Origin of the sequence: Amnibacterium endophyticum (assembly GCF_042680685.1) — a bacterium.
In the GTDB taxonomy this organism is placed as follows: Bacteria; Actinomycetota; Actinomycetes; order Actinomycetales; family Microbacteriaceae; genus Amnibacterium; species Amnibacterium endophyticum.
Window position 1 is genome coordinate 13,553 of the sequence record NZ_JBHUEA010000011.1, and the last position, 14,404, is coordinate 27,956.

The 14,404-nt window shown below is 72.1% G+C and carries 14 protein-coding genes; 7 read left to right on the forward strand and 7 right to left on the reverse strand.

The genetic code is table 11. The features are described 5' to 3' along the window. The first annotated feature begins 84 nt into the window (after positions 1-84). Positions 85-792 carry a hypothetical protein gene (locus ACFSBI_RS08440; RefSeq protein WP_377933938.1) on the forward strand — a complete coding sequence of 236 codons (708 nt, stop codon included), beginning with the start codon at positions 85-87 and terminating at the stop codon, positions 790-792. Between the two features lie 235 nt (positions 793-1,027). On the opposite strand, the gene ACFSBI_RS08445 is transcribed toward ACFSBI_RS08440, so the two are convergent. Next, positions 1,028-1,936: a 4-(cytidine 5'-diphospho)-2-C-methyl-D-erythritol kinase gene (locus ACFSBI_RS08445; protein ID WP_377933940.1), complete on the reverse strand. Its 909-nt coding sequence runs from the start codon at positions 1,934-1,936 to the stop codon at positions 1,028-1,030. Positions 1,937-2,060: 124 nt separating this feature from the next. On the opposite strand from ACFSBI_RS08445, the gene ACFSBI_RS08450 reads away from it, so the two are divergent. After that, positions 2,061-2,885: a DUF2382 domain-containing protein gene (locus tag ACFSBI_RS08450; protein WP_377933942.1), complete on the forward strand. Its 825-nt coding sequence runs from the start codon at positions 2,061-2,063 to the stop codon at positions 2,883-2,885. A 10-nt stretch (positions 2,886-2,895) separates the two neighbouring features. On the opposite strand, the gene ACFSBI_RS08455 is transcribed toward ACFSBI_RS08450, so the two are convergent. Together ACFSBI_RS08455 and rsmA are read right to left on the reverse strand one after the other, a co-directional pair. Next, on the reverse strand, positions 2,896-3,111 hold the full coding sequence (locus tag ACFSBI_RS08455) for a hypothetical protein (RefSeq protein ID WP_377933944.1): 216 nt from the start codon (positions 3,109-3,111) through the stop codon (positions 2,896-2,898). Then, positions 3,108-3,947 carry a 16S rRNA (adenine(1518)-N(6)/adenine(1519)-N(6))-dimethyltransferase RsmA gene (gene rsmA / locus ACFSBI_RS08460; RefSeq protein WP_377933946.1) on the reverse strand — a complete coding sequence of 280 codons (840 nt, stop codon included), beginning with the start codon at positions 3,945-3,947 and terminating at the stop codon, positions 3,108-3,110. Before rsmA ends, ACFSBI_RS08455 begins: the two co-directional genes overlap by 4 nt. Before the next feature lie 76 nt (positions 3,948-4,023). On the opposite strand from rsmA, the gene ACFSBI_RS08465 reads away from it, so the two are divergent. The 4 genes from ACFSBI_RS08465 to ACFSBI_RS08480 all read left to right on the forward strand — a co-directional run bounded on the left by ACFSBI_RS08465 (position 4,024) and on the right by ACFSBI_RS08480 (position 8,629). Beyond that, the gene (locus ACFSBI_RS08465; RefSeq protein WP_377933948.1) at positions 4,024-5,244 is read left to right on the forward strand and encodes an ROK family transcriptional regulator; all 1,221 of its coding nucleotides are present in this window, start codon (positions 4,024-4,026) and stop codon (positions 5,242-5,244) included. A 70-nt stretch (positions 5,245-5,314) separates the two neighbouring features. Beyond that, positions 5,315-6,448 (forward strand): substrate-binding domain-containing protein, encoded by a 1,134-nt coding sequence (locus tag ACFSBI_RS08470; protein ID WP_377933950.1) that lies wholly within the window; start codon positions 5,315-5,317, stop codon positions 6,446-6,448. A 151-nt stretch (positions 6,449-6,599) separates the two neighbouring features. Further along, positions 6,600-7,364, forward strand: a complete 765-nt coding sequence (locus tag ACFSBI_RS08475; protein WP_377934088.1) for an ATP-binding cassette domain-containing protein — start codon at positions 6,600-6,602, stop codon at positions 7,362-7,364. Further along, positions 7,361-8,629 carry a sugar ABC transporter permease gene (locus tag ACFSBI_RS08480; RefSeq protein ID WP_377933951.1) on the forward strand — a complete coding sequence of 423 codons (1,269 nt, stop codon included), beginning with the start codon at positions 7,361-7,363 and terminating at the stop codon, positions 8,627-8,629. Before ACFSBI_RS08475 ends, ACFSBI_RS08480 begins: the two co-directional genes overlap by 4 nt. Positions 8,630-8,698: 69 nt before the next feature. Here the strand turns inward: ACFSBI_RS08480 and ACFSBI_RS08485 are convergent, their stop codons facing one another. The 4 genes from ACFSBI_RS08485 to chvE form a co-directional block, all read right to left on the reverse strand. Next, a complete protein-coding gene (locus tag ACFSBI_RS08485; RefSeq protein ID WP_377933953.1) occupies positions 8,699-9,709 on the reverse strand; it encodes a LacI family DNA-binding transcriptional regulator in 1,011 nt (336 codons plus the stop codon). 83 nt (positions 9,710-9,792) lie between these two features. Beyond that, positions 9,793-11,028 carry a multiple monosaccharide ABC transporter permease gene (gene mmsB / locus ACFSBI_RS08490; protein WP_377933955.1) on the reverse strand — a complete coding sequence of 412 codons (1,236 nt, stop codon included), beginning with the start codon at positions 11,026-11,028 and terminating at the stop codon, positions 9,793-9,795. Next, on the reverse strand, positions 11,025-12,548 hold the full coding sequence (gene mmsA / locus ACFSBI_RS08495; RefSeq protein WP_377934090.1) for a multiple monosaccharide ABC transporter ATP-binding protein: 1,524 nt from the start codon (positions 12,546-12,548) through the stop codon (positions 11,025-11,027). Before mmsA ends, mmsB begins: the two co-directional genes overlap by 4 nt. Positions 12,549-12,638: 90 nt before the next feature. Beyond that, positions 12,639-13,787, reverse strand: a complete 1,149-nt coding sequence (gene chvE, locus ACFSBI_RS08500; protein ID WP_377933957.1) for a multiple monosaccharide ABC transporter substrate-binding protein — start codon at positions 13,785-13,787, stop codon at positions 12,639-12,641. Between the two features lie 429 nt (positions 13,788-14,216). On the opposite strand from chvE, the gene ACFSBI_RS08505 reads away from it, so the two are divergent. After that, positions 14,217-14,399, forward strand: coding sequence for a hypothetical protein (locus ACFSBI_RS08505; RefSeq protein ID WP_377933959.1), 183 nt, complete (start codon positions 14,217-14,219; stop codon positions 14,397-14,399). The last annotated feature ends 5 nt before the right edge of the window (positions 14,400-14,404 follow it).

Genomic DNA, 14,404 nt, shown 5'->3' on the forward strand with positions numbered 1-14,404 from the left:
CTCCGTCACGACCTGCACCACAGGCGGGGAGTCACCGAGAACGGACCGTCCACGCACCGGATGTCCACTGAGAGGAAACGCATCATGCGCACCACCCGCAAGAGCCTTGTCGCCTTCGCCGCCAGCGGCCTGCTGATCGCCGGCCTCGCCGGCTGCGCGCAGCAGGGCAACGGCAACCAGACCAACCCGGGCGCCGGTACCGGCGCGACCGCGTCCGAGTCCGCCTCGGCCACGCCGAGCGCCAGCCCGACCCCCGCGCTCGAGACCGCGATCGGCGGCAAGACGACGCAGATCACGCTCGACCCGGGCTTCGTCGAGGCGCTGAACACCCTCAAGCTGAAGCCGGGCGTCGTCGGCGACGCGACGCTGAAGGACGGCGTCCTCACCTTCCCGATCACCGGCGGCAACGTGACCTACTACGACCCGTCGACCGGCGTCCGCCCCTACGTCCAGGGCGAGATCGACCACCAGGGCTCCGGCCTGTCGCTCTCCGCGGGGGGCAAGAAGGTCGAGCTGACGAACTTCGTCATCGACCCGGGCAACGACAGCCACGTGAACGGCGACGTGTCGCTGAACGGCAAGTCGGTCGCGAAGGACGTCAACCTGTTCCGTCTGGACGGCAGCACCCTGAACCCGGTCACCCAGGACGGCGACGCGTACGTGCTCGAGGGCACGACGGTCTACGTGTCGGACGACGCGGCGAAGCTGCTGAACGACACCTACGGCACCGACGCGGTGACCGGCGACCTGAAGGTCGGCATCGCGAAGCTCACGGTCACCGCCGCGAGCTGATCCCCTCCACCGCAGCACGACGAGGGCCCGTCCACCGCAGGTGGACGGGCCCTCGTCGCGTCCGCCCCTCCCGCCCCCGTCGCGCGCTCCCCCGCGCCGCCGCGGAGACCTGCAGCAGGAACGACGCGCTTCCGCAGGAAGAAGCAGGCGATCGGTTCCTGCCGACGCTCCCTGTTCCTGCTCAAGGACTCGCACCGCGCGCGTCCGGGCGGGGGGACCGGGCGGAGCGGAGCGGTCAGCCGACGAGGCGGGCGCCCGCGGCGGGCGCGGTCGCCCGCAGCGCCGTGTAGCGCGCGGCCGAGAGCGCGATCTGCAGCGACAGCGCCCCGTCGAGGTCCGCGGCGAGGAAGGCGACGGTCGGCCCCGAGCCGGAGACCAGCCCGCCGAGCGCGCCGTTGCGGAGGCCGAGCGCCAGCAGGTCCGCGAGCGCCGGCCGCAGGTGCAGCGCCGCGGTCTGCAGGTCGTTGTGCAGCGCCGCCGCCAGCTGCACGGGATCGCCGCCGCGGAGCGCCTGCAGCACCCCGGCGTCCACCTCCGGAGCCGCGTCGGGGACCTCGCCCGCCGCCGCACGCAGCTGGTCGAGCTCCCGGTACACGGCGGGCGTGCTGAGGCCCTCGTCCGCGACGGCCAGGACCCAGTGGAAGGCGCCGGAGGTCAGGACGGGCGCCAGCACCTCGCCGCGCCCCGTGCCGACCGCGGTGCCGCCGAGCAGCGCGAAGGGGACGTCGGCGCCGAGCTCCGCGCCGAGCTCGAGCAGCCGGTCGCGCCCGAGCCCCAGCCCCCACAGCGCGTCGAGCGCCACGAGCGCCGCCGCGGCGTCCGCTGAGCCGCCGCCCATGCCGCCGGCGATCGGCACGCGCTTCACGACGCGCATCCTCGCGCCGCCGGTGGCCCCGGTCGCCTCGCGCAGCAGCTCCGCGGCCCGGATCACGAGGTTGGTGCCGTCGACCGGCAGCGCCGCGGTCGCGGCGGGCCCCTCGAACGCCACGGACAGCCCGCCGTCGGGCTCGGCCGTCAGCTCCTCGGCCAGCGAGACCGCCTGGTACACGGTCGCGACGTCGTGGTAGCCGTCGGGCTTCGGCGACCCGACGCGCATCGACAGGTTCAGCTTGCCCGGCGCTCGCACCATCACACGACGAGCCACCCGGCGAGACTATCCCGACCGGGGCGGCGCCCGCCCGGGCATCGGAATCCTCGCCCTGAGCAGGGACGATGTCCTACGCTCGCGTCGCACCCGACCCGCGCCGAGACCCCTCGTGAGGCACCGCATGCTCGCTCCCGACACCGACCCCGCCGACCTCGCCGGCCTGGAGATCGTCGACCGCGACGGGGAGCGCATCGGCCGCGTGCGGCAGGTCTACCCCGACGGCGGCGCGCTCGGCTGGGCGGGGGTGCGGGGCAACCTCATCGGCACGACCGAGGCGCTGGTCCCCCTCGACGAGGCGGACCTCGAGGACGACGTGATCTCCCTGCCGATCACCCGGTCCCGCTTCCTGTCCGCCCCTCGCCGCACCCCGGACGCGCCGATGGACGACGAGGAGCGGGAGCGGCTGCGCGACTTCTACCGGCGCGAGCCGGAGCCCGAGCCCGAGCCCGAGCCCGAGCCCGAGCCCGAGCCCGAGCCGGAGCCCGCTGCTGCGGCCGCGGCGAGCAGCCCCGAGCGGACGGGCGACGAGCCCCAGCGGCGCCCTCTCGCGGTGCGCCGCACGGAGGCCTCCGCCGAAGCGGCGACCCCGCCGACGGGCACCATCGCCCGCTCCGAGCAGCGGATGTCGGCGTCGACCGAGCCGGTGCCGCGCAGCCGCGTGGTGCTGCGCAAGGTGGTCGTGACCGAGCAGCGCACCATCACCGTCCCGGTGCGCCGGGAGGAGCTGCGGGTCGTCCGCGAGCCGATCGAGGACGCCGAGGCGGTGCCGGGGGTGGTCTTCGAGGACGCGGAGGAGCACGTCGTGCTGCACGAGGAGCGCGTCGTCGTGACGACGGAGGTCGTGCCCGTCGAGCGCATCCGGCTCGTCCGCGAGGTCGTCACCGAGCAGCGCGACGTCGAGGGCGAGGTCTGGCGCGAGGTGATCGAGGCCGCCGAGGAGCCCTGAGGACGCGGGGTCAGCGGCGGCGGTCGAGGACGAGCGGCGCGAGCAGCAGGGCGAGCGCGGCGACCGCGCACGGCACCGCCACCCACAGCAGCGCGAGGTCGCGGGCGAAGGCCAGCACGCCGGCGAGCGCCGCGAGCAACGCGAACAGCATGAACGCGGCCCGCCGCGCCTCGTCACCGGGGGTGGGCGTGCGGCCGCTGCCGTCCGGGGGCGTCCAGCCGATCACGAGCGGCCCAGGGCGACCCAGTCGTCGATCCCGAGCGACTCCCCGCGGCGCGACGGGTCGATGCCGGCGCCCTCGAGCAGCCGCTCCGCCTCGCCGGGGCCGCCGACGGCGGGGGCGAGCGCCTGGCGCAGCGTCTTGCGGCGCTGCGCGAACGCGGCGTCGACCAGCCGGAACACCTTCAGGCGCAGCGCCTCGTCCCCGCGCGGCTCGCCGCGCTCGAAGCGCACGAGCACGCTGTCGACGTTCGGCACGGGCCAGAACACCCCGCGCGGCACGGTGCCGGCCAGCGCGAACCGCCCGTACCAGGCGCCCTTGACGCTCGGCACGCCGTAGACCTTCGAGCCGGGGTCGGCGGCGAGCCGCTCCCCCACCTCCGCCTGCACCATGACGACCCCGGCCGCGAGCGAGGGCAGGTCCGCGAGGAGCCGCAGCAGGATGGGCACCGCGACGTTGTAGGGCAGGTTCGCGACCAGTCGGGCGGGGACGCCGGGCACGTCGACGCGGATCGCGTCGCCGGTCACCACGTCGAGGCGCCCCGCGGCCTCCGGCAGCCGTTCGGCGGCGGTCGCGGCGAGCCCGGCGGCGAGCCGGGGGTCGATCTCGACGGCCGTCACCGCCGCCCCCGCCTCGAGCAGCCCGAGCGTCAACGACCCGAGCCCCGGCCCGACCTCGAGCACGCGCTCCCCCGGCCGGACGCCGGCGACGCGGACGATGCGCCGCACCGTGTTCGCGTCGTGCACGAAGTTCTGGCCGAGCGTCTTCGTCGGCGCGACGCCGAGCGCGGCGGCGAGCCGCCGGACGTCCCCCGCACCGAGCAGTCCCTCTCCGCCGTCCATCGGGGCCGAGGCTAACGGGCGGCCGCCCCGCGGACCGGGGGAAGGCCCCGGTCCGCGCCGTGGCTATGGTGTCGCCGTGCAGGAGGGTCGACGGAAGACCGGCAACCAGGCTTCACTTCGTGAAGCCAACCGGGCACGCATCGTCGCCGCGGTGAAGCAGCACGGCGGCCTCAGCCAGGTCGAGCTCGCCGGCAGCACCGGGCTCTCCCCGGCGACCGTGTCCAACATCGTCAAGGAGCTGGTCGCGTCGGGCGTCCTGCACACCGCGCCGACCACGCAGAGCGGGCGACGGGCGATCCGGGTCACCCTCGCGCACGGCCTCGGCCTCGTGGCGGGCGTGCACGTCACGGAGCGCCACCTGCGCGTGGTGCTGTCGGACCTCAGCGCCACGGTCGTCTCCGAGCACCACATGCCGCTCGGGCGCCACCACCGCCCCGACCAGGGGCTCGACACCGCGTCGATGCTCGTCGCCGACATGCTCGAATCGGTCGACGCGCAGCTCGACGAGCTGGTCGGCGTCGGCCTCGCCGTGGCCGCGCCGGTCGACGCCGCGGCGGGCCGGATCGCGTCGACGGCCGCGCTGCGCGGCTGGTCGGGGGTCGACGCGGCGGAGGGGCTCGGCAGGCGCCTCGCCCGCCCCGTGCACCTGGACAACTCCGCGAACCTGATCGCCCTCGCGGAGTGGCGGCTGGGGGCGGGGCGCGGCAAGGACGACCTGATCGTGATCGAGGCGGGCGACGGCATCGGCGCGGTCGTCGTCGTCGCCGGGCGGCTGCTCCGCGGCCACCGCGGCGTCGCGGGCGAGCTCGGTCACGTCGTGGTCGATCCGCACGGGCCGTCGTGCCGCTGCGGCGCGCGCGGCTGCCTCGAGGCGCTCGCCGCGGCCCCCGCGGTGGTCGACGGCCTGGACGACCCGCGCATCACCAAGCTCACCGACGTGCTCATCCGCGCGGTCGCGGGCGAGCAGGAGTCCATCCGCGCCATCGGCGACGCGGGCCGCGCCTTCGGGCTGGCCGCGGTCACCGCCTGCAACCTGCTCGACCCCGAGCGCATCGTCGTCTCGGGCGAGCTCGCCCGCGCCGGCGAGCTGCTGATCGGGCCGCTGCGGCACGCGCTCGAGGCGGGGCTGCTCGTTGCGCCGCACGGCGCGCCGGACGTGGTGACCGGCCAGCTGGGCGAGGGCGCGGCGGCGCTCGGGGCGGCGCTGCTCGCGATCGAGCGGGCCGAGCTGCCGGTCGGAGGTCACGAACCGGTCACGATCGAGCGGGACGGCCCGTTGCTTGCGTTCACAACTTGACGCCAATCAAGGGCGCTGGCAGAGTCGCGCAGTCGCCGAAGGGGGCGACGTCTCGACCGGAGGACTCTCGATGAAGACAGCCACCAAGCGGGTCGCGATGGCCGGAGCCGCAGTGCTCCTCGCCATCGGGTCCCTCACCGCATGCTCGAACGGCGCCAGCAGCTCTGGCGCCTCCGCCGGCACGTCCGGCGGCGGAGCGTCCTCGGGCACGCAGAGCGGCAAGATCGGCCTGCTGCTGCCCGACAACGTCACCTACCGCTACGCCGCGCAGGACAAGCCCCTGTTCGAGGCGAAGGTCAAGGAGCTGTGCCCCGACTGCACGGTGCTGTACCAGAACGCCGCCGCGAGCGCGTCGACGCAGCAGCAGCAGGCGCAGTCGATGCTGACGCAGGGCGTCAAGGTGCTCGTGCTCGACGCGCAGGACGGCAAGGCCGCGGCGCAGATCGTCACGCTCGCCAAGCAGCGCAACGTGCCCGTCATCTCCTACGACCGCCTGGTCGACAGCCCCGACCTCGCCGCGTACATCTCGTTCAACAACGAGAAGGTGGGCGAGCTGCAGGCGACCAGCCTGGTCGACCGGATGAAGGAGCTGAACGACCCGGCCGGCTCCGGCCTGATCATGGTCAACGGCTCGCCGACGGACAACAACGCGACCTACTTCAAGAAGGGCGCGCACTCCGTCATCGACAAGAGCGACTACAAGGTCCTCGCCGAGTACGACACCCCGGACTGGCTGCCCGCGAAGGCCCAGGCCTGGGCGACGAGCGAGGCCTCCAAGCTCGGCACCGACAAGATCAAGGGCGTCTACGCCGCCAACGACGACACCGCCGCCGGCGTCATCACCGCCCTGCAGACCGCGGGCGTGAAGAAGCTGCCCCCGGTGACCGGTCAGGACGCCACCCTCGCGGGCATCCAGCGCATCCTGCTGGGCACGCAGTACATGACCGTCTACAAGGCGCCGAAGCCCGAGGCCGAGACCGCCGCCGAGTACGCGGTGGACCTGCTGCAGGGCAAGAAGCTCGACCTCACCGACACCGCGACCAGCGCGTCCGGCTACAAGGTGCCGGCGAAGCTCTTCGACCCGGTGGCCGTGACGGTGGACAAGATCCAGTCGACCGTGATCGCCGACGGCACCTACAAGGTGTCGCAGGTCTGCACCTCCGCGGCCCTCAAGGCCGCGTGCAGCAAGAACGGCATCAACTAGTCGAGCAGTCGAGTCGCACCGCGGCGGCTGCCCTCCCGGGGAGGAACCCGGGACGGCAGCCGCCGCGCGTGCGACGCGTCCGATCCGAGGAGGCATCGTGACCATCACCGACGAGAGCACCACCAGGACCGCGGGCAAGGGCGACCCGGTGATGTCGCTCCGCGGCATCAGCAAGCGGTTCGGCGCCGTGCAGGCGCTGACCGACGTCGAGCTGGACGTCTACCCCGGTGAGGTCGTCGCCCTCGTGGGCGACAACGGCGCCGGCAAGTCCACCTTCGTCAAGATCCTCGCCGGCGTGTACACGCCGGACGAGGGCGTCGTCACGTTCGACGGGCGCAACGTCACGATCCCGTCGCCGTCCGCGGCGCGGAACCTCGGCATCTCCTCGGTCTTCCAGGACCTGGCGCTCGCCGACAACCTCGACGTCGTCGCGAACCTGTTCCTCGGCCGCGAGGTCGTGCACGGCGTGATGGACGAGGAGGAGATGGAGCGGCGCTCGTGGGAGCTGCTGCGCCAGCTCTCGGCACGCATCCCCTCGGTGCGCATCCCGATCGCCTCCCTCTCGGGCGGCCAGCGGCAGACGGTCGCGATCGCCCGCAGCCTGATCGGCGAGCCCAAGGTCGTGATCCTCGACGAGCCGACCGCGGCGCTCGGCGTCGCGCAGACGGCCGAGGTGCTGAACCTCGTCGAGCGGCTGCGCGAGCGCGGGCTCGGCGTCATCCTCATCAGCCACAACCTGGCCGACGTGCAGGCCGTCGCCGACCGGGTGGCGGTGCTGCGGCTCGGCCGCAACAACGGCACGTTCCGCATGAAGGACGTGACCTACGAGCAGATCATCGCCGCGATCACCGGGGCGACCGACAACGCGGTGACGCGCCGCGCGAGCGCGCGGACCCCGAAGGAGCCGACGGAATGACGTACGAGCGCACCGCTGCGCCGACCCCGGAGACCGGGCCCGCCTTCGCGGACCTCGAGGACGAGCGCCTGCGCCGCAGCGAGGGCCTGAAGGGCGCCGCCACCGGCTTCATCGACCGCGTCCGGGCGGGCGACCTCGGCTCGCTGCCGGTCGTCGTCGGCCTGATCGTCATCTGGGTGATCTTCGAGATCCTGTCCCAGGGCGTCTTCCTGTCGGCGAACAACCTCGTGTTCCTGCTGGTGCAGATCGCCGCGGTCGGGCCGATCGCGATCGGCATCGTCCTCGTGCTGCTGCTCGGGGAGATCGACCTCTCCGTCGGCTCGGTCAGCGGTCTCGCCGCGGCCGTGCTCGCCGTGATGGCGGTGAACTCGAACGTGCCGATCGGCCTCGCGATCGTGGCGTCGCTCGCCGTCGGCATCCTGATCGGCCTGCTGTACGGCTTCCTCTACAACCGGTTCGGCGTCCCGAGCTTCGTCATCACCCTGGCCGGCCTGCTCGCCTTCCTCGGCGCGCAGGTGATCGTGCTCGGGCCGGACGGCACCATCAACCTGCCGCAGAGCTCGTCGCTGGTGCAGTTCGCCGCGTACAGCTTCCTGCCGCCGTGGCTCGCCTACGCCCTCGCGATCGTCGCGGGCGCGAGCATCCTCGTCGGTGACCTGCTGCGGAACCGGCGCCGCCGGAAGGCGGGCCTGTCCACGATGGCCCTGTCCATCACGCTGGTGAAGTCGATCGCGCTCGCGGTCGTGCTGCTGGCGGTCACGGCGTACCTCGCGACCGACCGCGGCACCAGCCTGATGTTCGTCGTGTTCGTGCTGCTGGTCGTCGCGATGAACTACCTGCTGCAGCGCACGCGCTGGGGCCGGGCGGTCTACGCGATCGGCGGCAACGTGGAGGCGGCCCGGCGCGCGGGCCTCAAGGTGCGCGCCGTGTACTTCTCGGTGTTCATCCTCTGCTCCACCTTCGCGGTCGTGGGCGGCCTGTTCTCGGCGGGCTACGGCGCGACGGCGAGCGCCCAGTCGGGCACCGGCGACGTCAACCTGAACGCGATCGCCGCGGCGGTCATCGGCGGCACGAGCCTGTTCGGCGGCCGCGGCAGCGCCTGGTCGGCGCTGCTCGGCGTGATCGTGATCCAGTCGATCGCGAGCGGCCTGAACCTCATCTCGATCGACACCAACACGCGGTTCATCGTGACCGGTGCGGTGCTGCTGCTCGCGGTGATCGTCGACTCGCTGTCGCGCCGCTCGCGGGTGCGTTCAGGAGCCTGACGCGGCAGTCGTGCGAGAAGGGGGTCGGGCGCACGCCCGGCCCCCTTCCGTCATCTCCGGGACGACCGGTCAGGAGCGCGGCGGGGCGGTGGAGGCGCGCACGACCAGCTCCGGACCGGTGGCGGAGGTCCCCGGCTCGCCGTCCTCGGGGCCGAGCAGCAGCGCGACGCACCGGCGTCCCAGCCCGGCGAAGTCCTGCCGCACCGTGGTGAGCGGCGGCCAGAGGTGCGCCGCCTCGGGCACGTCGTCGTAGCCGACGACGCTGACGTCGCCGGGCACGTCGACGCCGAGGTCGCGGGCCGCGTGCATCAGCCCGAGGGCGGTGTGGTCGTTGGCGCAGAAGTAGGCGGTGACGTCGCCCCACTGCAGCAGCTGCAGCCCGGCGCGGTAGCCGAAGTCGGCGGACCAGTCGCCGAGGACGGGCACCGTCACCGGCAGGTCGTGGGCCGACAGCTCGTGCAGGAAGCCCTGCATCCGCGCGTCCGCCTCGAGCCAGTCGCGGGGGCCGGCGAGGTGGCGGATCGAGGTGTGCCCCAGCTCGATGAGGTGCCGGGTCGCGGCGCGCGCGCCCGCGATCTCGTCGGCGCTCGGCGCGGTGCCGTCGGTGACGTCGGGCCGCAGCGTGACCACGGGCACGGCGGGGCCCGCCTCCGCGATGACCTCGAACACCCGCTGCTGCTGCGCCACGATGACGAGCCCCTCGATGTCCTGCGCCAGCAGGGTGCCGAGCGCCTCCCGCACCGCCCGGTCGTCGGCGGCGCCGGTCGACGCGGTCGTCACGTAGAGGCCGCGGCGGCGCGCCGCCGCCTCGATCGCCTCGATGCTGCGGGCGGGCCCGTAGTGGCCCCGAGCGGAGGTGAGGACCCCGATGGTGCGCGAGCGGCTGCTGCTGAGCGCCCGCGCGGCCGCGTTGGGCCGGTAGTGCAGGTCGGCCATCGCGGCCATCACGCGGCTGCGGGTCTCGTCCCGGATGGAGGGGTGATCGTTCAGGACGCGGGAGACCGTCTGGTGCGAGACCCCCGCGGCGCGCGCGACGTCACGGATCGACGGGGCGCGGCCCGGCCTCGACTCCGTCGACATCGTGCCTCCTCCCGCTGACGGTACGCGCGACGACGACGCCGTCCGCCGAGTGGCCTCGGGCGGACGGCGTCGTCATCGGTGGTTCAGCGGCCGCCGCGCCGCTTGTTGTAGAAGTCGAACGCCACGGCGCCGAGCAGGACCAGGCCCTTGATCAGCTGCTGGTACTCGATGCCGATGCCGAGGATCGACATGCCGTTGTTCAGCACGCCGATGATCAGACCGCCGACGATCGCGCCCGGGATCGTGCCGATGCCGCCGGTGACCGCCGCGCCGCCGATGAAGACCGCGGAGATCGCGTCCAGCTCGAAGCCGTTGCCCGCGCTCGGCGAGGCGAGGTTCAGGCCGGCGGTGAACACCATGCCGGCGAGCGCGGCGAGCACGCCCATGTTCACGAAGATCAGGAACGTGACGCGCTTCGTCTTGACGCCGGAGAGCGTCGCCGCCGCCAGGTTGCCGCCGATCGCGTAGATGTGGCGGCCGAAGACGGTCCTCGACATGACCGCGGTGTAGATCACGACGAGCAGGCCCAGGATGATCAGCACGACCGGGGTGCCGTTGTAGCTCGCGAGCAGCAGCGTGACGAGCAGCACGAGGCCGGCGGTGAAGACCAGCTTCAGCACGAACCACCAGATCGGCTCCTCCTCGAGGCCGTACTTGGCCCGGGTGAGCCGGCCGCGGACGCCGGCCGCGACGAGCGCCGCGATCGTGAGCAGGCCGAGCACCATGGTGAGCGGCTCGTAGCCCGTGTCGCCGAAGGCGGGGAGGAAGCCGGAGCCGATCGCGCGGAAGCCGACCGGGAAGGGCGAGATCTGCTGGTTGCCGAGCGCGATGAACGCGGCGCCGCGGAAGATCAGCAGCCCGGCCAGGGTGACGATGAAGGCGGGGATGCCGAAGTAGGCGACCCAGAAGCCCTGCCAGGCGCCGATCAGGGCGCCGAGCACGAGGCAGAGCACGATCGCCAGCCCGAAGGGCAGGTCCCAGCGGGTGATCATCACGCCGGCCATCGCGCCCACGAAGGCGACGACGGAGCCGACCGACAGGTCGATGTGCCCGGCGATGATCACCATCACCATCCCGACCGCGAGGATCAGGATGTAGCTGTTCTGGATGATGATGTTCGACACGTTGTCGGGCTGCAGCGTGATGCCGCCCGTCGTGATCTGGAAGAACGCGACGATGACGATCAGCGCGAGGAACAGGCCGATCTGCCGGAACTGGCCGGTGAGGTAGGCGATCGCGCCGCCGACCGGGCTGCTCGGCCGCTCGTGCGGGTCGATCGCCTGGGGCTTCACGCCCTCCGGCGACTTGGTGGTGGTCATGCGTCCGTCGTCTCCCGGAAGGTGGTCATGTACTGCATGAGGTGCTCCGGCGTGGCCTGCTCGCGCGGCACGTCGGCGGTGATGTGGCCCTCGCTGAGGGTGTAGATGCGGTCGCAGATGCCGAGCAGCTCGGGCAGCTCCGAGGAGATGACGATCACGCCCTTCCCCTGGTCCGCGAGCTTGTTGATGATCGTGTAGATCTCGTACTTCGCGCCGACGTCGATGCCGCGGGTCGGCTCGTCGAGGATCAGCACGTCGGGGTCGGCGTACATCCACTTGGACAGCACGACCTTCTGCTGGTTGCCGCCGGAGAGCTTCCCGGTGATCGCGGCGACGGTCGGCGCCTTGATGTTCATGCTCTTGCGGTAGCCGTTCGCGACCTGCGTCTCCTCGAGCGCGTTCACGAAGCCCAGGCCGTTCGCGAGCTTCCCGAGGGCCGAGCCGGAGACGTTCCGCTTGATGTCGTCGATGAGGTTGAGGCCGTAGCGCTTGCGGTCCTCGGTCGCGTAGGCGATGCCCGCGGCGACGGCCTGCGCCACCGAGGTCACCTTGATCTCGCGACCGCGCTTGTACAGCCGGCCCGAGATGTTCGTGCCGTAGCTGTGCCCGAAGACGCTCATCGCGAGCTCGGTGCGGCCGGCGCCCATCAGGCCCGCGATGCCGACGATCTCGCCGGCGTGCACCTTGAGGTTCGCGCCGTCGACGACCCGGCGGCTGCGGTCGATCGGGTGGTGCACGGTCCAGTCCTCGATCCGCAGCAGCTCCTCCCCCACGTGCGACGTGTGGTCGGGATACCGGCTCTCGAGGTCCCGGCCCACCATCCCGCGGATGATGCGGTCCTCCTTGACCTCGCCGGCGTGCATGTCGAGGGTCTCGATCGTGCGGCCGTCGCGGATGATCGTCACCGCGTCGGCGATCGCCTCGATCTCGTTCAGCTTGTGGCTGATGATGATGCAGGTGATGCCCTGCTCGCGCAGCTGCTTGATCAGGCCGATCAGGTGCGCGGAGTCGTCGTCGTTCAGCGCCGCGGTGGGCTCGTCGAGGATCAGCAGCTTCACGCGCTTCGACAGCGCCTTCGCGATCTCGACGAGCTGCTGCTTGCCGACGCCGATGTCCATGACCCGGGTCTGCGGGTTGTCCTTGAGCCCGACCCGCTGCAGCAGCTTGCGCGCCTCGAGGTTCGTCCGGTGCCAGTCGATGATCCCGGCCTTGGCCTGCTCGTTGCCGAGGTAGATGTTCTCGGCGATCGACAGGTACGGGCTGAGCGCGAGCTCCTGGTGGATGATGACGACCCCGGCGTGCTCGGAGTCGTTGATCGACCGGAACTCGACCGGCGAGCCCTCGAAGAGGATCTCGCCGTCGAAGCTGCCGTGCGGGTAGACCCCGGACAGCACCTTCATGAGGGTCGACTTGCCGGCGCCGTTCTCGCCGCAGATGGCGTGCACGGTGCCGCGCTCGACCTTGATGGAGACGTCCGACAGCGCCTTGACGCCGGGGAACGTCTTCGTGATGTCGCGCATCTCGAGGATCGTGGCCAACGAGGACTCCTTCGTCTGGTCCGCGCCGCGCGGCGGGCCGGGAGCGTCCCGACCCGCCGCGCCGCACTGCTGCTACTTGAGGTCGGACTCGCTGATGTAGCCGCTGTCCACGAGCTCCTTCTGGTAGTTGTCCTTCGTGATCACGGTGGACTGGAACAGGTAGGACGGGACGACCTTGACCTTGTTGTTGTACGACTTGGTGTCGTTCACCTCGGGGGTCTTGCCGGTCAGGATGTCGTCCGCCATCGAGGCGGCCTCGACGGCCAGCTTGCGGGTGTCCTTGTAGATCGTCGAGTACTGCGCGTCGGCGATGATCGACTTCACGCTCGGCACCTCGGCGTCCTGGCCCGTGATGATCGGCAGCGGCTTGCTGCCGGACCGCTTCGAGTCGTAGCCCGCGCCGGTGAGGGCGGAGATGATGCCGATCGAGAGGCCGTCGTAGGGCGAGAGCACGGCGTCGACCTTCTTGCCGCCCGAGTAGGACTTGGCGATCAGGTTCTGCATGCGGGCCTTGGCCGTGGCCGGGTCCCAGCGCAGCGTCGCGACCTGGTTGAAGGCGGTCTGGCCGGAGCCGACCACGAGGGTCTTGTCGTCCAGGTACGGCTTCAGGGTGTCCATCGCGCCGTTGAAGAAGAACGTCGCGTTGTTGTCGTCGGGGCTGCCGGCGAAGAGCTCGATGTTGAACGGGCCCTTCTCGTCCGTCTTGTTCCCGCTCTCGTCGACCAGGCCGAGGCCCGTCAGCAGGCTCGTCGCCTGCTGCACGCCGACCTTGTAGTTGTCGAACGTCGTGTAGTAGTCGACGTTCGGCGAGCCGTTGATCAGGCGGTCGTAGGCGATGACCTTGACGCCCTTGTTCGCCGCGGTCTCGAGCTGGTCGGTCAGGGCGGTGCCGTCGACCGAGGCGATGATCAGGACCTTCGCGCCCTTGGTGATCATGTTGCCGACCTGCTGGACCTGCGTCGGGATGGAGTCGTTGGCGTACTCGAGGTCGACCTTGTAGCCGGCCTTCTCGAGGTCCTTCTTCACCTCGTTGCCGTCGGAGATCCAGCGGCTCGAGGTCTTCGTCGGCATGGCGACGCCGACGAGCGCGCCCTTGTTGGCGCCCTCCGCGGCCGCCGAGCCCGTGGCGGGGGCGCCGCCGCCGCGACCGCCGGAGCAGGCCGCGAGGGAGAACGCGAGGCCGAGGGCGACAGCGCCGGTGGCCACCTTCTTGAACTTCACTGTGGTTCCTTTTCTGTCCTGGGCGGACGTCGTCGTATCGCTCGTGTCCGAGGAACGCGCCCCGGTCGGCGTCAGCCGCGCGGGACCATGTGGTGCGTGGAGGGGCCGCCGGGGACGATGTCGCGGGCGGCGCGCAAGGAGACCGGCCCTGTCGCCGATCGACGCCTTCTTCGCCGTCCGTGTGCACCGTCTGATCGGTCACATCCGGAGGAGATGGTGCCCGTCCCGGCTGCCGAGGTCAAGCGGGTCGCACTGCGCGTCGCACATCGTGACGCGTCCGTTATGAGCGCTCACTCGACCGTGACGGCGGTCGGGCGCCCCGGAGCGGCGGTGCGGACGCGGGGCGCGTGCGGGCCGGGCCGGTGCGCGGGTGCGCCGCGTAGGGTCGCCCCGACGGCGCACCGGGCGCCCGGACGGGAGGAGCGGCGCATGAGCGATCCGCTGGCGGAGGAGGGCGACGGCGCCCTCACGGGGATGACGACGAACGGCGCCTTCTCGGGCGACCGGGAGGAGCCCTCGACGGGCGAGGGCGACGACGCCCCGACCTCGGGCATCGAGATCGAGGGCGAGCCGGACCCCGGCCCCGAGGAGATCGAGCCCGGCCAGGGCTGACCCCC